Raw genomic sequence first — 19,566 nt, 5'->3', positions numbered from 1 at the left:
TATGTTTTACTAAGTAGCAGCTGTCAGGCCCGGTATTTTGCGGGAGTTCTTAAATGCCGGGCTTGATTCCAGTGTACTGAATTGCAAAAAGAGTAGAAAAGTCCCTCGACTGTTTATCAGTGAACGCCACGCTCAGTGGCGGAAAAGATCGCACGCTAATCGCTAAAAGAGTGCGAATTTTCCCACCCTAAGCTAACCTGCCTCGATGTTTTACGAGGTCGACTATGCACATTCATATTCTCGGTATTTGCGGCACCTTCATGGGCTCAATGGCGGTCCTGGCCAAAGAGCTGGGGCATCACGTCACCGGCTCCGATGCCAATGTCTATCCGCCCATGAGCACGCAGTTGCAGGCCCAGGGCATTGAGCTGACCCAGGGTTACGACCCGGCGCAATTCGATCCGGTCCCGGACCTGGTGGTGATCGGCAATGCCATGTCCCGTGGCAACCCTGCCGTGGAGTACGTGCTGAACAAAGGCCTGCCCTATGTGTCCGGCCCGCAATGGCTGGCCGATCACGTGCTGCAGGGCCGTTGGGTGCTGGCGGTAGCCGGTACCCATGGCAAGACCACCACCAGCAGCATGCTGGCCTGGGTGTTGGAACATGCAGGCATGAGCCCCGGCTTCCTGATCGGCGGCGTGCCACAGAATTTCTCGGTGTCGGCGCGTTTGGGCGATACACCGTTTTTTGTGATCGAGGCCGATGAATACGACAGCGCCTTCTTCGACAAGCGCTCCAAGTTCGTTCACTACCGCCCGCGCACGGCGATTTTGAACAATCTGGAGTTCGATCATGCGGACATCTTCCCTGATCTGCCGGCCATCGAGCGGCAATTCCACCATCTGGTACGCACCATTCCCAGCGAAGGCCTGGTGATTCACCCCACCACCGAGCCGGCTTTGCAGCGCGTGATCGAGATGGGCTGCTGGACGCCGGTACAAACCACTGGCGCCGGCGGGCAGTGGCAGGTCAAGTTGTTGAGCGAGGATGGCAGCCAATTCGAAGTGCTGTTTGAGGGCGAGGCCCAAGGCATCGTCGATTGGGACATGACCGGCCAGCATAACGTCGCCAACGCCCTGGTGACCCTGGCTGCAGCCCGGCATGTCGGCGTGGTACCGGCCATGGGCATTGCCGCGCTGAGCGCGTTCAAGAGCGTCAAGCGGCGTATGGAAAAGGTCGCCGAAGTGAACGGGATTACCATCTACGACGACTTCGCCCACCACCCCACGGCGATCGCCACCACCCTCGACGGCCTGCGCAAGCGCGTTGGCGATGCGCCGGTGATTGCGATTATCGAGCCGCGGTCCAACTCCATGAAGCTGGGCGCGCACCGTGATGGCCTGCCGGAAAGCGTCAACGATGCCGACCAGGTGGTGTGGTACGCGCCAGCCAACCTGGGTTGGGACCTGGCAGCCGTGGCCAGGCTTTGCACGGTGCCGTCGATTGTCAGCGACTCCCTGGAAGGCATCATCGAACGGGTCAAAAGCCAGGCCAAGCCCGGTACCCACGTGGTGATCATGAGCAATGGCGGCTTTGGCGGCCTGCACGGCAAACTCGCCGAGGCGCTGCAATGAGCGGGCCGGAGCGCATCACGCTGGCGATGACCGGCGCCTCCGGCGCGCCCTATGGCTTGCGTTTGCTCGATTGCCTGGTGCGCGAAGACCGCGAGGTGCATTTCCTGATTTCCAAGGCCGCGCAATTGGTGATGGCCACCGAGACTGATGTTTCGCTGCCGCCCAAGGTGCAGATGATGCAGGCCTTCCTGACCGAATACACCGGTGCGGCGGCGGGGCAGATCAAGGTCTATGGCAAGGAAGACTGGATGTCGCCCGTGGCCTCCGGCTCCGGTGCGCCGGCGGCAATGGTGGTGGTGCCGTGTTCCACCGGCACCCTGTCGGCGATCGCCACCGGTGCCTGCAACAATCTGATCGAGCGCGCGGCGGACGTGACCTTGAAGGAGCGCCGCCAGTTGATCCTGGTGCCGCGCGAGGCGCCGTATTCGAGCATTCACCTGGAGCACATGCTCAAACTGTCGAATATGGGCGTGACCATCCTGCCGGCGTCGCCGGGCTTTTATCACCAGCCGCAGACCATTGATGACCTGGTGGATTTCGTGGTGGCACGGATTCTCAACTTGCTGAACATCCCCCAGGACATGTTGCCGCGCTGGGGTGAGCATCATTTGAGCAGCGATGAATAAAGTCCTGCTGATCGTGCTGGGCCTGCAACTGGCAGGCTGCGCCACCGTACGCACCCTGGATGCGGCGAAACCCGGTGCGCCAGTGGTGTATGCGGGCACGCGCCTGGATCTGTATGCGCTGCAGGGTGGTTGCTGTGCCATGGACCGTTTTGGCGCCGAAGCGCCGAGCTACCCGGGCCTCGACCTGCCGGCCAGCGCGCTGCTCGACACGCTGCTGTTGCCGCTGTCGGCGTTGACGGTATTGGGGGTTGGGTTTAATGCGACGGGTGGGTTGTAGCCTGTAGCGATGGTTGTGGTCTGGGCGGGCCCCATCGCAGGCAAGCCAGCTCCCCCATTTGATCGGTGAATGCATTCATGTGGGAGCCGGGCTTGCCCGCGATGAGGCCCGCCCGGTCACCGCAGATTCACTTGCCGAGCTTACGCAACTCATCCGACTCGACAATCCGCACCCCGTCCTGCTCCTCCAGGGCCAGGCGCCACATGGCCCGGGCCAGCTCACACACTTCGATGCCACGATACTTGCCGGGAATCAGTCGCGACAACGGCCCTGCGAGTTTCTCCGCCAGGCGTGTCTCCAGGCGCTCGCCCAGTAGCAGCGAGGGCCGCACGATGGTCAGTTGCGGCCAACCCTGAGCCTGCAAGGCCTGCTCCATCTCACCCTTGACCCGGTTATAGAACACCGAGGATTTGGGGTCGGCGCCTATCGCGCTGATCACGATCAGGTGTCGTGCGCCCATCTCCCGGGCGCGCTTGCCGAACGCCACCACCAGGTCCAGGTCTACGGCGCGGAACGCCTGCTCGGAACCTGCCTGCTTAAGCGTGGTGCCCAGGCAGCAGAAGGCCAGGTCGACCCGGCCGCTCAGTTGTGGCAGCAATGTGCTGGGGTCGCCGACCGGGTTTTCCAGGTGCGGATGTTCGGCCAGTGGCCGGCGGCTGGGCGCTAATACGCGGGTGACGGTAGGCTCGTTGAGCAGGCGGTCCAGCAGATGTTCCCCGGTCAAGCCCGAGGCTCCGGCAAGCAATATATGCTGAGGCGTCAAGTACATAGTGTTTCCCCCCTTGATACAGTTTCAGCTTAGTTGCTCTTTGCTTCCTTGCTATTGATAGAGACGCTTTCCAGCGCCTTTCGTGCCTGCTGTTTACGTAATTGTTGCCAACGGGCGATCACGCTCTTGGGGGCCCAGATCTGTGGTTCGGAGGCTTCGAAGTTGTCCGCCATTTCCCGTTCGGTCACATGCCGTTGGGCCAGCTTGAAGGCGTGCAGCAAATCGTCGGTCTGGGTCAGGGCCTGGGCGAACAGGGCGTCGCCAAAGTAGGTGAAGTCGGCTTCTTCCGAGCAGCCAAACGACACGCGGTCGGCGCGGGAGGCGGTCATGATCAGGGTGTGTTCATCCTTGAGCGCCGGGATGAAACCGCCGGAGTAGCAGGCGGAAATCACGATGACTTTGTCGCGGTTTTTCAGCGGCGCCATCACCGCCGCCAGCTCGTCGCTCGGCAGGTCGGCCAGCTCCATGCGCGGTTGGTCGAGCACCAGTTGATGTTCGTGGGTGCCGTGGCTGGTCAGGTAGATAAACACCAGGTCTTCGGGGCCGGCGCGCTCGGCCAGGGTCTGCACGGCGCGGCGCAGGCTTTCGCGGGTCGCCATCGGGCGGTAGGCGATATGGTCGCGGTGGTTGACCAGGCGGATCTGCCCGCGGGCGCCGAAGCGGCTGCTCAGTAGGTTGCTGACGTAGTCGGCCTCGCGCAGGAATACGCTTTGCTTGCCGTCACCGGCCACCACCAGGCTGTACAGCTCGACAGCCGGGGTGGATGCCGGCACGGCGGCGAGGGCGTCGTCGAGCAAGCGGCCCTGGGCCAGCACCCCGACTTCCAGGGTGTCGGGCAACAGCTTGCCGTCGGCATCGCGTACGCGCAGGCCGTTGGCCCAGGTCCCTGCTTGCACCGTGCCATCGGTGAGTACCAGGGTGCCTTGGCCGTGATAGCTGTCGTTGTCGAAGCCGCCGATGTAGAAGCTGCCATCGCTGAGGTTCAGGCGCCCCTCACCGGTAAAGCGCCAGTCACTGAAGTACCCGATGTAATGGCTGCCGTCCACGCCGGTCAGCTCACCCTTGCCGCTCAGGGCGCCTTCGCGGAACTCACCGGTCCACACGTCGCCGTCGGCGTTTTCGTAACGACCCTTGCCGTTGAGTTGGTTCTGCTTGAAGTGGCCGACGTACATGTCGCCTTCGGCGCTGTTGAAGGTACCGTTGCCTTCCAGTTGGCCATTGACGAAACGGCCGCTGAACTGGTTGCCGCTGTCGTCGTTGCGCTGGCCTTCGCCGTTGGGCTTGCCGTGGGCAAATTGGCCCTGGTACTGGCTGCCGTCGGGCAGTTCCAGGCGGCCGAGGCCGGAGTATTGGTCGTCTTTGAATTCGCCGCGATAGGTCATTTGCCCCTCTTTGAGGGTGCCTTCGCCGTTGCGCCGGCCTTGCTTGAAGCCGCCGACGTAGGTGTTGGCCGCCGTGGTCAGGGTGCCCTGGCCATCGAACAGGCCCTGCTGGAACTGGCCTTTATAAACCTCGCCATTGCTGCCATGCCATTCGCCCTGGCCGTGCCATTGGCCTTTGTCGAATTGCCCGGCGTACCAACTGCCGTTGGGATAATCCACCCGGCCCTGGCCTTGCAGCAGCCCATCGACCACATCCCCGCGATAACGCCCGCCGTCCGGCAGCCGGGCGTCGGGCGGCAACAGGGATTCGCCGTCGCCGCAAGCGGTGAGCAACAAGGCGAGAGCAAGGGGGACGAGTGGGCGCATAGCGGGATCCGGGTAATTGAGCGCCGAGTATGCCGCAGCGGGGGAAGCTATACCTAGTGGTCTGTGTGCGAATAAGGACTTGTCGGCGATGGCGCGGCTGCTGGCGCTATCGCCGGCAGGCCGGCTCCTACAGGTGTGTCAGACGAAGCACAGTGACAGCGACTCGGCGATGTAGGCCGGTTTTTCCTGGCCGTCGATTTCCAGGGTGCAGGTGGCCTTGAGCAGCCACTGGCCAGGCTTTTTCTCGGTGGCGTCGGTGAGGGTCACCGCCAGGCGTACCTTGGAGTTGACTTTCACCGGCTGGATAAAGCGCACGCTGTCCAGGCCGTAGTTGACCGCCATCTTCAAACCCTCGGGCATGATCAGGATGTCTTCGATCAATTTGGGGATCAGCGACAGCGACAGAAAGCCATGGGCTATGGTGCTGCCAAACGGAGTCTGGGCGGCTTTTACCGGGTCGACGTGGATGAACTGAAAATCGCCGGTCGCTTCCGCGAACAGGTTGATACGCTCCTGGTCGATGGTGAGCCATGCGGAACGTCCCAGTTCCTTGCCGACATATTCATTGAGTTGCGCTACAGGTACAAAGGGCATTGCGACTCTCCTTGGTTCATCTATCTCTCCCTGGCGGCACGGGCACGCTGGCGCCGGCAGGGGGTTGTTGTTTTAGGTGGTTTGCAGAGAACCAATGTAGATCATCATGGGCAAATGGCCCGGTCAACCCACCATGCTTTTGGCGAATGCCTGTTCATAGGAGCGGCGTGCTTATAATGCCCACGGGCTTTTGGGGGAGAAAAACCCATGTTGTTACGCGGTTTGACATGGCTGGTGTTGTTTCAATTGCTGGGCACGGCAATCAATCACTTGTTCCTGCCGGTTTTGCCGGGGCCGATTGTCGGCCTGCTGTTGCTGCTGGCGTATCTGGTGTGGCGCGGCGAGGTCGGTGAGCCACTGAGCCTGGCGGCCGGCAGCCTGTTGCGTTACCTGCCGTTGCTGCTGGTGCCGCCGGCAGTGGGGGTGATGGTGTATGCCAAGGACATTGCCGCCGACTTCTGGGCCATCGTCGGGGCGCTGGTGTTGTCGCTGGTGATTGCCATGGCCTTTGTCGGCGTGCTCATGCAAAAGCTGGTCAAGCGCCAGGCACAGCGGGAGGAGGGGCAATGACCTTCGATTGGCAGGGCGCGTGGGCCGCGGTGATCCACCATCCCTTGTTTGGCATCGGCATTACCCTGGGTGCCTATCAACTGGTGTTGGCGGGGTTCGAGAAAACCCGCTGGATCTTCCTGCAACCGGTGCTGGTCTCGATGTTGCTGGTGATTGGCGTGCTCCTGGGGTGCGGCCTGACCTATGTCGAATACCGCAAAAGTACCGAGATCATGAGCATCCTGCTGGGCCCGGCCACCGTGGCACTGGCGGTGCCGCTGTACCTGAACCTGCGACGGATTCGCCAGTTGTTCTGGCCGATTTTTACTACGCTGGTGGTGGGGGGCGTGTTTGCCACTGGCCTGTGCATTGGGCTGGGTTGGTGGTTTGGCGCCGAACACATGGTGCTGATGACCATGGCGCCCAAGTCGGTGACCTCGCCCATCGCCATGCTGGTGGCCGAGCAGATCGGCGGCGTCGCGGCACTGGCGGCGGTGTTCGTGCTGATCACCGGGGTCATCGGGGCGATGATCGGGCCGGCCTTTCTGTCGTACCTGGGCGTGCACACCCCGGAGGCGCGGGGCATGGCCCTGGGCATGACCGCCCACGCGGTCGGCACCTCGGTGGCCTTGCAGGAAAGCGAGGAGTGTGGCGCCTTTGCGGCATTGGCGATGAGTTTGATGGGCGTGGCTACGGCAGTATTCCTGCCATTGGCCGTGTCTTTGGCGATTTAAGTCGGGTTTAAGGAACGCTTTATGAGTCTGGCGCTGTTCCCTCTCAATACTGTGCTGTTTCCAGGTTGCACACTCGACCTGCAGCTGTTCGAGGCGCGCTACCTGGACATGATCAGTCGCTGTATGAAAAAGGGCGAAGGCTTTGGCGTGGTGTGCATCCTCGATGGCCAGGAAGTCGGTCTCGCGCCGGACGGCTATGCATTGATGGGGTGCGAAGCGCTGATTCGGGATTTCAAGCAGCAGGACAATGGCCTGCTGGGGATCCGTGTCGAGGGTGGGCGCAGGTTTCGGGTGCGGGAGGCGCAGGTCCAGCGCGATCAACTACTGGTCGCCGATGTCGAGTGGCTGCAAGAGCAGCCCGAGCGCCCGTTGGATGAGGAAGACGCCGACCTGTTGGCCCTGCTGCAGGCATTGGCCGAGCATCCGATGGTCGCCTCACTGGATATGGGCGCCGACGTGCACGGGCAGCAGGAACTGGGCAACCGCCTGGCCTACCTGTTGCCGTTTACCGACGCCGACAAGATCGAGCTGCTGCAGCTCGACGATCCGGTGCTGCGCCTGGATGCGATTCAGGTGCTGCTGGATGAATTGCAGGGCGAGCTGTTCGCTTGAGTGCCGTTATCTCGGAATAATCCGTGACCGCTTCGGATTTTTCATCGTTGCCGCGTGCCCATCGCCTGAAATAGTGGAGGCTCCGCCACCACTATCAGGGAATGAACATGATTCGATTATCGCCATCGGAGCAACTGGTCTGGGACGCATTTTTTGTCAGTGTGACCGCGCAAGTGATTCAGCAGGCCCGCGATCGCGGCCCCGAATACATTGCCGAGCGGGCTGCCGAAATTGCCGATGAAATGTTGCTGGAGCGCCGGGAGCGCTGCGCCGAACGGCGTCACGCTCCCGTGGACTGGGTCGGCCCGGCCTAGCTCAATAAGCGTAGCGCAGCAGGGCATGGGAGGTGCCGGTCAGGGCAAAGAACCCCAGGACCGCCACGCACCCCGGCACGATCAACCACCATACCTTCGGCGCCATGGGCGGCAGCAGGCTGTGGCGCTGGCTCAAGGTCAGGCTGAAGGCGCAGACCGTCATGGCCAGCAAGGTGCCGGCGAGGATATCGCTCGGCCAGTGGGCCCCCAGATATACCCGCGACAACGCAATGGCAGCGGCCGGAATGGCGCCCAATAGCAGCCATGCCAGGCGCATGCGGGTCGGTTGGCCGCGACCGGCCAGCACCGCCAGCGCGAGGAAGAACGCAAACGAGCCAGAGGCGTGGCCGCTGGGCATGCTGAAGCTGGTCAGCGGGTCGACGAGGATTTCTGGCCGGCCGCGGGCAAAGAACAGCTTGCTCCCGGTGTTGATCAGCGCGGCCCCGAGCAGGGTGGCACCGACGAAAATCGCCTGGCGCCATTGTCGCGCCAGCAGCAGCAGGCCGGTCAGCACCGCGCTGGCGACGAACATCTTCTTGAACTCGCCCAACTGGGTGGTCATCACCATGATCCGGTCCATCGCCGGGCCTCGGTGTTCCTGGACCAGGGCCATCAAACCCTGGTCAAAATGGTTCAGGTACGGATAACCGATAAACATCGCGATCAACAACGCCAGGCTGGCGCAGCCCATCCACAACGTGGCCCGGCGATGGCCGCGCAGGGTGCTGTTGAGGGCGATGCCGAACAAGACGGCCAGGCACGCGGCAACCACCCCGGCCTCGGGCCAGAACCCTTCGGGCAGCGGCAACCGAAACGCCGCGCCGGCGGCCCAGCCCGGCAACAGATAGGCGATAGACCAGCCGGTGGCGGCCAGCACGCTAACGGCGGCAAAGCGCGGGAACGGCATATCACACATCCCGGCGACCATGGGCAGCATGGGGCGCAATGGGCCGATGAAGCGTCCTACCAGCAGGCTGACGATGCCGTACTTCTGGAAGTAGGCCTCGGCCCCGTCCATCCACTCGGGATGATGGCGCAAGCCGGGCAGGCGCCGGATGTTCTGGTGGAAATGCCGGCCCAGGTAGTAGGAAATTCCGTCGCCCAAAAGCCCGCCGAGCAAGCCCAGCAGCAGGGTTTCACTCAGGGACAGCGCGCCGCTGCCGGCCAGTGCGGCAATCGCAAACAGCAGCACCGTGCCTGGCACGATAATCCCGGCGATGGCCAGGCATTCCACAAAGGCGACGATAAACACCGCCGCGGCCAGCCATTGCGGGTTAAGGGTCAGCCAGCCAGTAATGCCATCGAGCCATGGGCCCATACAATCCTCTCCATCAGTGGTGATGTCCCTCTATAGGGGCGAGCTTGTGTGGGAGCGGGCTTGCTCGCGATGCAGGCGACTCGGTATGACTGACAGACCGAGGTGATGCTATCGCGAGCAAGCCCGCTCCCACATAAGCCCATTCCTGCAGGGCATATTTCAAATCAAAACGTAATCGCGGCCTTCGACCTGGCCGCGTCGCAACGGGTTCCGTGTGCAATAGGGCGCATAGCCGCCATCGACAAAGCGATACATCAGGTGTTCATCGCGCCCGCCGGGAATGCCCAGGCGGGTGGTCTGGATAATCTGCGTGGGGGCCAGGCCCACATCCTCGACGTACAGCCGCTCCTGGTCGAAGCGCTTGGCGTCCCACATTGGCACCTTTAAACCCAGGGCCTTGCACAGCAGGGTTTGCCCGGCGCAAAGCTTCTGGGCCGGGCGCGGACGGCCGCTGGCGTCGGGGTTGTTGAGGAGCATTTGCGCCAGGCTGGCAGGCCCTGATACCTCATCCACCCAGGGGTAGGCCGACTTGATCAGCACGGCATTGCCTGGCCCCTGGGCACTGAAGTTCAGGGAGTCACCGCCACGGGCGTAGTACATATAGATGTGGCCGCCATCCAGAAACAAAGCCTTACGCTTTTCTGTGTAGCCGAGGGACGCATGGCTGCCTTTTTCGGCCAAATAATAGGCTTCGGTTTCAATAATTCGCGCCGACAGCCACAACTCGCCGACCCGATGGCGGATGACTTTGCCCAGCAAATCTTTCGCGAGCGTTTGCGCGTCGCGGTCGAAAAAGCCATCCGGCAGGGGGTTGGCGGGGAGCTTTGGGGGAGAACTGGACATGACGATGGACGGTTGCGCAGGCCAAATGTGACAGGATGATATCAACTTCAGCCTTAATCACCGCTGAACGTCGAGTTTTTACAGTTCATTTCGACCATCCGCCCCTCACCGCTGTCCGTAGGACGGCGCGACAGCTATAATCTGCCGCTTTCCTCTTTGCCAAGACCCCACCAGACCATGACTGAGTCCGTTCTTGACTACATGACCCGCCTGGGTCGCGCTGCCCGTCAGGCCTCGCGGTTGATCGCCCGTGCGAGCACCGCGCAGAAGAACCGTGCCCTGCTGGCGGCCGCCGATGCTCTGGATGCCTCGCGCTCCGAGTTGACCGCTGCCAACGAGCTGGACCTGGCCAACGGCCGGGCCAATGGTCTGGAGCCGGCATTGCTGGATCGCCTGGCGCTGACGCCGGCCCGTATCGACGACATGATCGAAGGCTTGCGCCAGGTGGCCAAGCTGCCGGACCCCATCGGTGAGATCCGCGACATGCGCTACCTGCCGTCAGGTATCCAGGTCGGCAAGATGCGCGTGCCCCTGGGCGTGATCGGCATCATCTATGAGTCGCGGCCCAACGTGACCATCGACGCCGCGAGCCTGTGCCTGAAGTCCGGCAACGCCACCATCCTGCGCGGCGGCTCCGAAGCGATCCATTCCAACCGCGCCATCGCCGCCTGCATCCAGCAAGGCCTGGCCGTGGCCGAGTTGCCGGCTGAAGTGGTGCAAGTGGTGGAAACCACCGACCGCGCCGCCGTCGGGGCGCTGATCACCATGCCGGAGTTTGTCGACGTAATTGTTCCACGCGGCGGCAAGGGCCTGATCGAACGTGTCAGCCGCGATGCCAAGGTGCCAGTTATCAAGCACCTGGATGGCGTCTGCCATGTGTTTATCGACGTGGCGGCCGATCTCGACAAGGCGATCCGCATTGCCGATAACGCCAAGACCCACCGCTACGCGCCGTGCAACACCATGGAAACCCTGTTGGTCCACGCCGGCATTGCCGAGCGCGTGTTGCCGCCGCTGGCTGCAATCTACCGTGACAAAGGCGTGGAGCTGCGGGGTTGCGAGCGTACCCGGGCATTGCTGGGCAGCGACGTGATCGAAGCCACCGAGCAGGACTGGTACACCGAATACACGGCGCCGATCCTGTCGATTCGTATCGTCGATGACCTGGACCAGGCCATCGAGCACATCAATACCTACGGCTCCAAGCATACCGATGCCATTGTTTCCGAGCATTTCAGCGATGCCCGGCGTTTCCTCACCGAAGTAGACTCTGCTTCGGTGATGATCAACGCCTCGACGCGTTTTGCCGACGGCTTCGAGTACGGCCTGGGGGCGGAGATCGGGATTTCCACGGACAAGCTGCATGCCCGTGGCCCGGTGGGCCTGGAAGGCCTGACCAGCGAGAAGTACGTGGTCTTTGGCGATGGTCATGTGCGCACTTGATGGGTAAACGCATCGGGCTGCTCGGCGGTACCTTCGACCCCGTGCACATCGGCCATTTGCGCAGTGCCCTGGAAGTGGCGGATACCCTCGGGCTGCAAGAGCTGCGGCTGATCCCCAATGCCAGGCCGCCGCACCGGGACACACCGCAGGTCAGCGCGCAGGAGCGCCTGGCGATGGTGCAGTGTGCGGTGGCCGGGATTGCCCCGTTGGTGGTGGACGACCGCGAGCTCAAACGCGATAAACCGTCCTACACTATCGACACCCTGGAACAGACGCGGGCCGAGTTGGCCGCCGATGACCAGTTGTTTCTGCTTTTGGGCTGGGACGCATTTTGCGGACTGCCCACTTGGCATCGCTGGGAAGAGTTGCTCCAGCATTGCCACATCCTGGTTTTGCAACGCCCGGATGCCGACAGCGAACCGCCGGATGCCTTGCGCAACCTGCTGGCAGCGCGGTCGGTAAGTGACCCACAGGCCCTGACCGGGCCGAGCGGGAATATTGCATTCGTCTGGCAGACCCCGCTTGCGGTGTCCGCCACCCAGATCCGTCAACTGCTGGCCAGCGGTAAGTCGGTACGTTTCCTGGTGCCTGACGCGGTCCTGGCCTACATCGATGCGCACGGGCTTTACCGTGCGTCGAACTGAAAAGGCGCGCTTGAAGGCACGAATAGTCGTGTATTGAAGCGCCCGAACTAATGAGCAAAACGAGTTTTATATGACGAACAAAGACGTAAGCAAAGTTAAGCGCAAAGGCACGTTCAAGAGCGCACCGTTGCCAGTGGAAGCCCTGCTGGTCCCGGCCCCTGAAGGCGAAGCGCTGGTTGCGCTGGCCGTAGCCGCCCTGGAAGACGTGAAGGCCCAGGACATCCAGGTCCTGGACGTGCGCGACAAGCAAAGCATCACCGACTTCATGATCATCGCCACCGGTACCTCCAACCGCCAGATCGGCGCAATGCTGGACAAGGTTCGCGAAGCCGTCAAAGCCCAGGGCGTCAAGCCACTGGGTGAAGAAGGCAAGGGCGATAGCGACTGGGTGCTGGCTGACCTGGACACCGTGATCGTACACATGATGACCAGCAACGCTCGCCAGTTCTACGACCTGGAGCGTCTGTGGAAAGGCGCCGAGCAGAGCCGTGCTGCCGATGGCAAGCACCACAGCCCTGAAGTCGGTCACGCGCACTTCGACAAGCTCAACAAAGACCAGGAATAAGGAACGGCTGTGCGCCTGCGTCTGATCGCTGTCGGTTCACGCATGCCCAAGTGGGTGGAAGAAGGCTGGCATGAATATGCCAAGCGTCTGCCATCCGAACTTGCGCTGGAACTGGTGGAAATACCCCTCAACACCCGGGGCAAGAACGCCGATGTGGCGCGCTTTATCCGTCAGGAAGGCGAGGCGATGCTGGCCAAGGTCGGTGCCAACGAGCGCATCGTCACCCTTGAGGTGCACGGCAAACCCTGGAGCACCGAGCAGTTGGCGGTGGAACTGGATCGCTGGCGCCTGGATTCGCGCACGGTCAACTTCATGGTCGGCGGCCCCGAGGGGTTGGCGCCGGAAGTCTGCGCGCGGGCCGATCAGCGCTGGTCGCTGTCGCCCCTGACGTTGCCCCATCCGCTGGTGCGGATTCTGATTGGTGAACAGCTGTATCGCGCCTGGACAGTCCTGTCCGGGCACCCTTACCACAAATAGTCTGCGCCCTGCCTGATGACCCAGCCGATCCGCATCAAGGACCACGAGAAAGACGCACGTCTTGTACGCGCGCGTGTGATCTTTGGCGCGATCGCGGTGGTGGCGTTGATGTGCGTGTTGATCGCCCGTCTGTATTACCTGCAGGTGATCCAGTACGAGTATCACTCCACGTTGTCGGAAAACAACCGGGTGCATGTGCAGCCGATCCCGCCGACCCGTGGCCTGATTTTCGACCGCAATGGCGTGGTGATTGCCGATAACCGGCCCAGTTTCAGCCTGAGCATGACCCGCGAACGGTCCGGTGACTGGCAGCAGATCCTCGATGTGATTGTCGAGGTGCTGCAACTGACGCCGGAAGACCGGGCGATCTTCGAGAAGCGCATGAAGCAGGGGCGGCGCCCGTTTGAACCGGTGCCGATCCTGTTTGAGCTGACTGAAGAGCAGATCGCCAGGATCGCCGTGAACCAGTTCCGCCTGCCGGGGGTGGAGGTGGTGGCGCAACTGGTGCGGCATTACCCGCAGGGGGCGCACTTTGCCCACTCGGTCGGTTATATGGGGCGGATCAACGAAAAAGAGCTGAAAACCCTCGATCCGGTCAATTACAGCGGCACCCACCATATCGGCAAGACCGGTATCGAGCGCTTCTACGAGCCGGAGCTGCACGGCCAGGTGGGTTACGAGGAGGTCGAGACCAACGCCCGTGGCCGCGTGCTGCGGGTGCTCAAGCGCACCGACCCGATTCCCGGCAAGGACATTGTTCTGAGCCTGGATATCAAGCTGCAGGAGGCCGCGGAAATGGCCCTCGGCGGGCGTCGTGGTGCGGTGGTCGCGCTGGACCCGAACACCGGCGAGGTCCTGGCCATGGTCAGCCAGCCGAGTTTCGACCCCAACCTGTTTGTCACCGGGATCAGCTTCAAGGCCTATGCCGAGTTGCGTGATTCCATCGACCGGCCGTTGTTCAACCGGGTGCTGCGCGGTCTGTATCCACCGGGTTCGACCATCAAGCCAGCGGTGGCGATTGCCGGCCTGGATGCCGGTGTCGTGACTGCTTCCAGCCGGGTCTACGATCCGGGTTACTACATGTTGCCCAACTACGATCACAAATACCGTAACTGGAACCGTACCGGCGACGGCTATGTGGATCTGGATATGGCGATCATGCGTTCCAACGACACCTACTTCTATGACCTGGCCCACAAGCTGGGGATTGATCGTTTATCGACCTACATGGGCAAGTTCGGCCTCGGTCAGAAAGTGTCCCTGGATATGTTTGAAGAGTCCCCTGGCCTGATGCCGTCCCGCGAGTGGAAGCGCGCCACCCGGCGCCAGGCCTGGTTCCCCGGTGAGACGCTGATCCTGGGGATCGGCCAGGGCTATATGCAGGCCACGCCCTTGCAACTGGCCCAGGCCACGGCGCTGGTGGCCAGCAAAGGCAAGTGGATTCGTCCGCACCTGGCCAAGACCATCGAGGGTGAACAGCCGGTGGATGAAAACCCGATCCCCGACATCGTCCTGCGCGACCCGTCCGACTGGACCAAGGTCAACCACGGCATGCAACAAGTGATGCACGGCGCGCGAGGCACGGCGCGCAAGGCGGCCATTGGCGCGCAGTATCGGATTGCCGGCAAGAGCGGGACTGCCCAGGTGGTCGCAATCAAGCAGGGCGAGAAATACGACCGCTCCAAAGTCCAGGAACGCCATCGCGACCACGCCTTGTTCGTCGGTTTCGCCCCGGCCGACAACCCGAAAATCACCGTGGCGGTGATGGTCGAGAACGGCGAGTCCGGTTCCGGCGTGGCCGCCCCGGTGGTGCGCCAGATCATGGATGCCTGGTTGCTGGACCAGGACGGCAAGCTCAAGCCTGAGTTTGCCAACCCTTCAAGCGCGGAGGCTACGGCCCGTGAAGAGTAATTTCGACCGCATTCTCTCCAGTGAGGATGTGATGCGCCGCCGCGCCACCTTGTTGCAACGCATGCACATTGATGGCCCGTTGCTGATCCTGCTGCTGACCCTGGCAGCCGGTAGCCTGTTCGTGCTGTATTCGGCCAGTGGCAAGAACTGGGACCTGTTGATCAAGCAGGCGTCCTCGTTTGGCCTGGGCCTGTTGTCGATGGTGGTTATCGCCCAGTTGGAGCCGCGCTTCATGGCGCGCTGGGTGCCGCTGGGGTATGTCGTCGGGGTGCTGCTGCTGGTGGTGGTGGACGTCATGGGGCACAACGCCATGGGCGCCACCCGTTGGATCAATATCCCGGGGGTGATTCGCTTCCAGCCGTCGGAATTCATGAAAATCCTCATGCCGGCCACCATCGCCTGGTACCTGGCCAAGCGCACCTTGCCGCCGCAGCTCAAGCATGTGGGGATCAGCCTGATCCTGATCGGCATTCCGTTCATTCTGATCGTGCGCCAGCCGGACCTCGGCACCGGCCTGCTGATTCTTGCCGGCGGTGCATTCGTGTTGTTCATGGGCGGCCTGCGCTGGCGCTGGATTGTCAGTGTGCTGGTGGCGGCCGTGCCGGTGGCTGTCGCCATGTGGTTCTTCTTCATGCACGACTATCAGAAGCAGCGGGTCCTGACCTTCCTCGACCCTGAGAGCGATCCGCTGGGCACCGGCTGGAACATCATCCAGTCCAAGGCGGCCATCGGTTCCGGTGGCGTGTTTGGCAAGGGCTGGTTGCTGGGCACCCAGTCGCACCTGGACTTCCTGCCGGAAAGCCACACCGACTTTATTATCGCGGTGATGGGTGAGGAGTTCGGCCTGGTGGGCATCTGCGCACTGTTGCTGATCTACTTGCTGTTGATCGGGCGTGGCTTGGTGATTACCGCGCAAGCGCAGACGTTGTTCGGCAAATTGCTTGCCGGCGCGCTGACAATGACTTTTTTTGTTTACGTTTTCGTCAACATCGGTATGGTCAGTGGCCTGCTGCCGGTGGTTGGGGTGCCGTTGCCGTTCATTAGCTACGGCGGAACTTCGTTGGTGACATTACTGTCAGCGTTTGGGGTCTTGATGTCGATCCATACCCATCGCAAGTGGATCGCACAGGTTTGAATAAGGTGAAGATGTCAATGCAAGCAATGCGTGGCTGGGCTGCTCGGTATGCGTCCTGTCTGGGCTTGGTGGGCGCCTTTGGCGCTGCACAGCCAGCCCTGGCCGGCGATTACGACGGCTCGCCCCAGGTCGCCGAGTTTGTCGGCGAGATGACGCGTGACTATGGTTTCGCCGGCGAACAACTGATGGGCGTGTTCCGCGAGGCTCAGCGCAAGCAGTCGATCCTCGACGCGATCTCTCGCCCCGCCGAGCGCGTCAAACAGTGGAAGGACTATCGCCCGATGTTTCTCACCGACGCCCGGGTGGCGCGGGGTGTGGACTTCTGGCGCCAGCACGAGGCCGTACTGGCCCGTGCCGAGCAGGAATATGGCGTGCCGGCCCAGGTGATCGTGTCGATTATCGGCGTTGAAACCTTTTACGGGCGCAATACCGGCAGTTTCCGGGTGATCGACGCCTTGTCGACCCTGGGCTTCGATTACCCGCCCCGTGCCGAATTCTTCCGCAAGGAACTGCGCGAGTTCCTGCTGCTGGCCCGTGAAGAGCAGATCGACCCATTGACCCTCAAAGGCTCGTACGCCGGGGCCATGGGCCTGCCACAGTTCATGCCGAGCAGCTTTCGCGCCTACGCCGTGGATTTCGACGGTGATGGCCATATCAATATCTGGAGCAACCCCGATGATGCCATCGGCAGTGTTGCCAGCTACTTCAAACGTCACGGCTGGGTGGCTGGCGAGCCGGTGGTGATTCGCGCCGATGTCACGGGCGATCGCGCCGATGAAGGCCTGACCCAGGGCATCGAGCCGGTGAAAACCGTCGGGGAGTTGCGGGCGCTGGGCTGGTCAAGTCATGATGCGCTGCGCGATGATATACCGGTTACCGCCTTTCGCCTGGAGGGCGCAGACGGCCCGGAATACTGGATGGGCCTGAAGAATTTTTACGCAATCACGCGTTATAACCGCAGTGTGATGTACGCCATGGCCGTACATCAGCTGTCAGACATGCTGGTTCAAGCACGGGGCGTCAAGTAATGCGGGTATCGCCGATCAATAAACCGCTCAAGCTGGTGGCGCTTGCCGCATTGTCCTTGCTGGTTGTCAGTTGCTCCACCAGCCGTGCGCCGGCGCAGAAGGCCGGTGGCCCGGTAGTCCGCGCGCAGCCGGGGCTGGATATCAACCGGGCTCACAAGGACGGCGCGCCGTGGTGGGACGTTGACGTCTCGCGCATCCCGGATGCCACGCCGACCCTGCATACCGGCAACTATAAGGCCAACCCCTACACGGTACTGGGCAAGACCTACTTTCCGCTGCAGGAATCCAAGAACTATGTGCAGTCGGGTACCGCGTCCTGGTACGGCACCAAGTTCCACGGGCAGAACACCGCCAACGGCGAGGTGTATGACCTGTACGGCATGAGCGCGGCCCACAAGACCTTGCCGCTGCCGGCCTATGTACGGGTGACCAACCTGGACAACAACCGCGTGGTAATCCTGCGGGTCAACGACCGTGGGCCGTTCTACTCCGACCGCATCATCGACTTGTCCTACGCAGCCGCGAAAAAACTCGGCTATGCCGAATCCGGCACGGCGCGGGTCAAGGTTGAAGGCATCGACCCGGCCCAGTACTGGGCCCAGCGCGGCAAGCCAGCGCCATTGATGCTCAACGAACCACAGAGCGCACAACCGCAGATCACCGCTTCGGCAGGCAAGGTCGAGCAGTGGACGCCGCCGCCCCAGCAGCACGCCGCGCCAGTCGTGGCCGTGCCACAGGCGGCGCCGGGCAATGCAGCGGGCGGGCAGTACCTGCAAGTCGGCGCTTTCGCCAACCCGGATGCGGCAGAACTGTTAAGGTCCAAGCTCAGCGGGATGGTCAGCGCGCCGGTCTTTATCAGCTCCATTGTGCGTAACCAGCAGACCCTGCACCGGGTACGCCTGGGCCCCATCGGCTCGGCGGGTGAGATTGCCCAGGTACAGAACAGCGTGCGATTGGCCAACCTGGGCCAGCCCAGCGTGGTCGGCGCCGAATAAGCAGTAGCGGATCGAGGGTGCTGGCGCGCTTGCGCGCCGGGGCCCTGGTTGCAGGCTCTTCGAATAATAAAAACCCGAAGGCAAGGGTTGAGCTGGCAACTGAATACGCGACAGCCTGGTGACGGGCTGTCTGAATGTTTTGCCCGCGAGGGCAAGTTTCCATAAGCAATTTCGAGAGACGGATGAACATCACCACCTTAGCCAAACGCCTGTGCCTGCTTGTCCCGCTGATCATTGCGCCCGCTGCCTGGGCCGTCGAAATGATGCCAGCACCACCGCAACTGGCTGCCAAGTCCTACGTGCTCATGGATGCCGCCAGCGGCAACGTGCTGGTCGAAAACAACGGTGACCAGCGCCTGCCGCCGGCCAGCCTGACCAAGCTGATGACCGCCTATATCGCGACCCTGGAAATCCGTCGCGGCCAGATCGGTGAAAACGATCCGGTGACCGTCAGCGAAAACGCCTGGCGCACCGGCGGTTCGCGGATGTTCATCAAGGTCGGCTCCCAGGTCTCCGTCAGCGACCTGCTGCACGGCATCATCATCCAGTCCGGTAACGACGCCAGCGTCGCCCTGGCCGAACACATTGCCGGCAGCGAAGATGCATTTGCCGACATGATGAACAAAACCGTGACTGACCTGGGCATGACCAACAGTCACTTCATGAACCCGACCGGCCTGCCAAACCCAGACCACTACTCGTCGGCCCATGACATGGCGATCCTGGCGCGCGCGATCATTCGTGTCGACCCGGTGCACTACGCCATCTACTCCCAGAAAGAGTTCTTCTGGAACAACATCAAGCAGCCTAACCGCAACCTGTTGCTGTGGCGCGACAAGACCGTCGACGGCCTGAAAACCGGGCATACCGACGAAGCCGGCTACTGCATGGTGTCCTCGGCTGTGCGTGACGGCCAACGTCTGATCGCCGTGGTGTTCGGCACCAACAGCGAACAGGCCCGTGCGGCGGAAACCCAGAAGCTGCTGACCTATGGCTTCCGTTTCTTCGAAACCCAGACCTTCTACCAGAAGGGTGCCGAACTGGCCCAGGCTCCTGTGTGGAAAGGCACCGAGCGTCAAGTCAAGGCCGGCCTGGCTGACGACCTGACCCTGACCATGCCTAAAGGCCAGCTGAAGAAACTGGCTGCCAGCATGACCATGAACCCACAACTGACCGCGCCAATCGCCAAGGGCGATGTGATCGGTAAAGTCGAAGTGAAGCTGGACGACAAAGTCGTACACAGCGCCGATCTGATCGCGCTCGACGCCGTTGAGGAAGGTGGTATCTTCCGCCGCGTGTGGGATAGCATCCGTCTATTCTTCTACGGCTTGTTCAACTGATTGTGTGCACCCGCAAGGCCCCGCGTTGATCCGACGCGGGGCTTTGCCCGTCGCCACGGCTTACCGCTTA

21 protein-coding genes are annotated in these 19,566 nt (G+C 62.1%); 16 read left to right on the top strand and 5 right to left on the bottom strand.

The window, feature by feature from the left end:
• Nucleotides 1–224 precede the first annotated feature (224 nt).
• The 3 genes from mpl to K1X80_RS25270 are packed head-to-tail and all read left to right on the top strand — an operon-like array spanning nucleotide 225 to nucleotide 2,477.
• Complete coding sequence (mpl, locus tag K1X80_RS25280; RefSeq protein ID WP_057960713.1) at nucleotides 225–1,574, top strand: UDP-N-acetylmuramate:L-alanyl-gamma-D-glutamyl-meso-diaminopimelate ligase; 1,350 nt, start codon at nucleotides 225–227, stop codon at nucleotides 1,572–1,574.
• Nucleotides 1,571–2,200 carry a flavin prenyltransferase UbiX gene (gene ubiX, locus K1X80_RS25275; RefSeq protein WP_038443595.1) on the top strand — a complete coding sequence of 210 codons (630 nt, stop codon included), beginning with the start codon at nucleotides 1,571–1,573 and terminating at the stop codon, nucleotides 2,198–2,200. Before mpl ends, ubiX begins: the two co-directional genes overlap by 4 nt.
• Complete coding sequence (locus K1X80_RS25270; protein ID WP_120734200.1) at nucleotides 2,193–2,477, top strand: YceK/YidQ family lipoprotein; 285 nt, start codon at nucleotides 2,193–2,195, stop codon at nucleotides 2,475–2,477. Before ubiX ends, K1X80_RS25270 begins: the two co-directional genes overlap by 8 nt.
• A 127-nt stretch (nucleotides 2,478–2,604) precedes the next feature.
• Here the strand turns inward: K1X80_RS25270 and K1X80_RS25265 are convergent, their stop codons facing one another.
• The 3 genes from K1X80_RS25265 to K1X80_RS25255 form a co-directional block, all read right to left on the bottom strand.
• Entirely contained in the window at nucleotides 2,605–3,246 is a 642-nt protein-coding gene (locus tag K1X80_RS25265; protein WP_115129084.1) for an oxidoreductase, read from the bottom strand.
• 29 nt (nucleotides 3,247–3,275) lie between these two features.
• On the bottom strand, nucleotides 3,276–4,994 hold the full coding sequence (locus tag K1X80_RS25260) for a C13 family peptidase (protein ID WP_057960710.1): 1,719 nt from the start codon (nucleotides 4,992–4,994) through the stop codon (nucleotides 3,276–3,278).
• Between the two features lie 138 nt (nucleotides 4,995–5,132).
• Complete coding sequence (locus K1X80_RS25255; RefSeq protein WP_029292272.1) at nucleotides 5,133–5,588, bottom strand: MaoC family dehydratase; 456 nt, start codon at nucleotides 5,586–5,588, stop codon at nucleotides 5,133–5,135.
• A 207-nt stretch (nucleotides 5,589–5,795) separates the two neighbouring features.
• On the opposite strand from K1X80_RS25255, the gene K1X80_RS25250 reads away from it, so the two are divergent.
• The 4 genes from K1X80_RS25250 (at nucleotide 5,796) to K1X80_RS25235 (ending at nucleotide 7,797) form a co-directional block, all read left to right on the top strand.
• The gene (locus K1X80_RS25250; RefSeq protein WP_057438999.1) at nucleotides 5,796–6,158 is read left to right on the top strand and encodes a CidA/LrgA family protein; all 363 of its coding nucleotides are present in this window, start codon (nucleotides 5,796–5,798) and stop codon (nucleotides 6,156–6,158) included.
• Nucleotides 6,155–6,871, top strand: a complete 717-nt coding sequence (locus K1X80_RS25245; protein WP_057960709.1) for an LrgB family protein — start codon at nucleotides 6,155–6,157, stop codon at nucleotides 6,869–6,871. Before K1X80_RS25250 ends, K1X80_RS25245 begins: the two co-directional genes overlap by 4 nt.
• A gap of 21 nt (nucleotides 6,872–6,892) precedes the next feature.
• Complete coding sequence (locus K1X80_RS25240) at nucleotides 6,893–7,483, top strand: LON peptidase substrate-binding domain-containing protein (protein WP_057439001.1); 591 nt, start codon at nucleotides 6,893–6,895, stop codon at nucleotides 7,481–7,483.
• Between the two features lie 107 nt (nucleotides 7,484–7,590).
• Entirely contained in the window at nucleotides 7,591–7,797 is a 207-nt protein-coding gene (locus tag K1X80_RS25235) for a hypothetical protein (RefSeq protein ID WP_057439037.1), read from the top strand.
• A 1-nt stretch (nucleotide 7,798) separates the two neighbouring features.
• Here the strand turns inward: K1X80_RS25235 and K1X80_RS25230 are convergent, their stop codons facing one another.
• Both K1X80_RS25230 and K1X80_RS25225 read right to left on the bottom strand, forming a co-directional pair.
• Nucleotides 7,799–9,115, bottom strand: a complete 1,317-nt coding sequence (locus K1X80_RS25230; RefSeq protein ID WP_057960708.1) for a bifunctional DedA family/phosphatase PAP2 family protein — start codon at nucleotides 9,113–9,115, stop codon at nucleotides 7,799–7,801.
• A gap of 159 nt (nucleotides 9,116–9,274) precedes the next feature.
• Nucleotides 9,275–9,958 carry a DNA-3-methyladenine glycosylase gene (locus K1X80_RS25225; protein ID WP_128592771.1) on the bottom strand — a complete coding sequence of 228 codons (684 nt, stop codon included), beginning with the start codon at nucleotides 9,956–9,958 and terminating at the stop codon, nucleotides 9,275–9,277.
• A gap of 177 nt (nucleotides 9,959–10,135) precedes the next feature.
• Between K1X80_RS25225 and K1X80_RS25220 the strand changes: the two genes are divergently transcribed.
• The 9 genes from K1X80_RS25220 (at nucleotide 10,136) to K1X80_RS25180 (ending at nucleotide 19,496) form a co-directional block, all read left to right on the top strand.
• Nucleotides 10,136–11,401: a glutamate-5-semialdehyde dehydrogenase gene (locus tag K1X80_RS25220; RefSeq protein ID WP_057960706.1), complete on the top strand. Its 1,266-nt coding sequence runs from the start codon at nucleotides 10,136–10,138 to the stop codon at nucleotides 11,399–11,401.
• Complete coding sequence (gene nadD, locus K1X80_RS25215; protein ID WP_057439003.1) at nucleotides 11,401–12,045, top strand: nicotinate-nucleotide adenylyltransferase; 645 nt, start codon at nucleotides 11,401–11,403, stop codon at nucleotides 12,043–12,045. The genes K1X80_RS25220 and nadD overlap by 1 nt, the downstream gene beginning before the upstream one ends.
• A gap of 70 nt (nucleotides 12,046–12,115) precedes the next feature.
• On the top strand, nucleotides 12,116–12,610 hold the full coding sequence (gene rsfS, locus K1X80_RS25210; protein ID WP_032861691.1) for a ribosome silencing factor: 495 nt from the start codon (nucleotides 12,116–12,118) through the stop codon (nucleotides 12,608–12,610).
• Nucleotides 12,611–12,619: 9 nt separating this feature from the next.
• Nucleotides 12,620–13,087 carry a 23S rRNA (pseudouridine(1915)-N(3))-methyltransferase RlmH gene (rlmH, locus tag K1X80_RS25205; RefSeq protein WP_029292262.1) on the top strand — a complete coding sequence of 156 codons (468 nt, stop codon included), beginning with the start codon at nucleotides 12,620–12,622 and terminating at the stop codon, nucleotides 13,085–13,087.
• Nucleotides 13,088–13,102: 15 nt separating this feature from the next.
• Nucleotides 13,103–14,998 (top strand): penicillin-binding protein 2, encoded by a 1,896-nt coding sequence (mrdA, locus tag K1X80_RS25200; RefSeq protein WP_057960705.1) that lies wholly within the window; start codon nucleotides 13,103–13,105, stop codon nucleotides 14,996–14,998.
• A gap of 31 nt (nucleotides 14,999–15,029) precedes the next feature.
• A complete protein-coding gene (gene rodA, locus K1X80_RS25195) occupies nucleotides 15,030–16,133 on the top strand; it encodes a rod shape-determining protein RodA (protein WP_057960704.1) in 1,104 nt (367 codons plus the stop codon).
• Nucleotides 16,134–16,150: 17 nt separating this feature from the next.
• Nucleotides 16,151–17,161, top strand: coding sequence for a lytic murein transglycosylase B (gene mltB / locus K1X80_RS25190; RefSeq protein ID WP_057960703.1), 1,011 nt, complete (start codon nucleotides 16,151–16,153; stop codon nucleotides 17,159–17,161).
• Entirely contained in the window at nucleotides 17,161–18,156 is a 996-nt protein-coding gene (locus tag K1X80_RS25185; protein ID WP_057960702.1) for a septal ring lytic transglycosylase RlpA family protein, read from the top strand. The genes mltB and K1X80_RS25185 overlap by 1 nt, the downstream gene beginning before the upstream one ends.
• A 182-nt stretch (nucleotides 18,157–18,338) precedes the next feature.
• On the top strand, nucleotides 18,339–19,496 hold the full coding sequence (locus tag K1X80_RS25180; protein WP_057960701.1) for a D-alanyl-D-alanine carboxypeptidase family protein: 1,158 nt from the start codon (nucleotides 18,339–18,341) through the stop codon (nucleotides 19,494–19,496).
• Nucleotides 19,497–19,566: the final 70 nt, after the last annotated feature.

The sequence above is a fragment of the Pseudomonas sp. So3.2b genome (assembly GCF_019464415.1).
Lineage (GTDB): Bacteria > Pseudomonadota > Gammaproteobacteria > Pseudomonadales > Pseudomonadaceae > Aquipseudomonas > Aquipseudomonas shahriarae.
This window is presented reverse-complemented; position numbering and strand designations above follow the sequence as displayed.

What these genes read in the sequence shown, in the direction of transcription:
- K1X80_RS25240 (WP_057439001.1), top strand. Translation starts at nt 6,893, where the DNA reads ATGAGTCTGGCGCTGTTCCCTCTCAATACTGTGCTGTTTCCAGGTTGC.
- K1X80_RS25270 (WP_120734200.1), top strand. Translation starts at nt 2,193, where the DNA reads ATGAATAAAGTCCTGCTGATCGTGCTGGGCCTGCAACTGGCAGGCTGC.
- K1X80_RS25230 (WP_057960708.1), bottom strand. Translation starts at nt 9,115, where the DNA reads ATGGGCCCATGGCTCGATGGCATTACTGGCTGGCTGACCCTTAACCCG.
- mrdA (WP_057960705.1), top strand. Translation starts at nt 13,103, where the DNA reads ATGACCCAGCCGATCCGCATCAAGGACCACGAGAAAGACGCACGTCTT.
- rsfS (WP_032861691.1), top strand. Translation starts at nt 12,116, where the DNA reads ATGACGAACAAAGACGTAAGCAAAGTTAAGCGCAAAGGCACGTTCAAG.
- mpl (WP_057960713.1), top strand. Translation starts at nt 225, where the DNA reads ATGCACATTCATATTCTCGGTATTTGCGGCACCTTCATGGGCTCAATG.
- K1X80_RS25180 (WP_057960701.1), top strand. Translation starts at nt 18,339, where the DNA reads ATGAACATCACCACCTTAGCCAAACGCCTGTGCCTGCTTGTCCCGCTG.
- K1X80_RS25260 (WP_057960710.1), bottom strand. Translation starts at nt 4,994, where the DNA reads ATGCGCCCACTCGTCCCCCTTGCTCTCGCCTTGTTGCTCACCGCTTGC.
- K1X80_RS25245 (WP_057960709.1), top strand. Translation starts at nt 6,155, where the DNA reads ATGACCTTCGATTGGCAGGGCGCGTGGGCCGCGGTGATCCACCATCCC.
- K1X80_RS25220 (WP_057960706.1), top strand. Translation starts at nt 10,136, where the DNA reads ATGACTGAGTCCGTTCTTGACTACATGACCCGCCTGGGTCGCGCTGCC.
- K1X80_RS25235 (WP_057439037.1), top strand. Translation starts at nt 7,591, where the DNA reads ATGATTCGATTATCGCCATCGGAGCAACTGGTCTGGGACGCATTTTTT.
- K1X80_RS25250 (WP_057438999.1), top strand. Translation starts at nt 5,796, where the DNA reads ATGTTGTTACGCGGTTTGACATGGCTGGTGTTGTTTCAATTGCTGGGC.
- nadD (WP_057439003.1), top strand. Translation starts at nt 11,401, where the DNA reads ATGGGTAAACGCATCGGGCTGCTCGGCGGTACCTTCGACCCCGTGCAC.
- K1X80_RS25255 (WP_029292272.1), bottom strand. Translation starts at nt 5,588, where the DNA reads ATGCCCTTTGTACCTGTAGCGCAACTCAATGAATATGTCGGCAAGGAA.
- mltB (WP_057960703.1), top strand. Translation starts at nt 16,151, where the DNA reads ATGCAAGCAATGCGTGGCTGGGCTGCTCGGTATGCGTCCTGTCTGGGC.
- K1X80_RS25265 (WP_115129084.1), bottom strand. Translation starts at nt 3,246, where the DNA reads ATGTACTTGACGCCTCAGCATATATTGCTTGCCGGAGCCTCGGGCTTG.
- rodA (WP_057960704.1), top strand. Translation starts at nt 15,030, where the DNA reads ATGCGCCGCCGCGCCACCTTGTTGCAACGCATGCACATTGATGGCCCG.
- K1X80_RS25185 (WP_057960702.1), top strand. Translation starts at nt 17,161, where the DNA reads ATGCGGGTATCGCCGATCAATAAACCGCTCAAGCTGGTGGCGCTTGCC.
- ubiX (WP_038443595.1), top strand. Translation starts at nt 1,571, where the DNA reads ATGAGCGGGCCGGAGCGCATCACGCTGGCGATGACCGGCGCCTCCGGC.
- K1X80_RS25225 (WP_128592771.1), bottom strand. Translation starts at nt 9,958, where the DNA reads ATGTCCAGTTCTCCCCCAAAGCTCCCCGCCAACCCCCTGCCGGATGGC.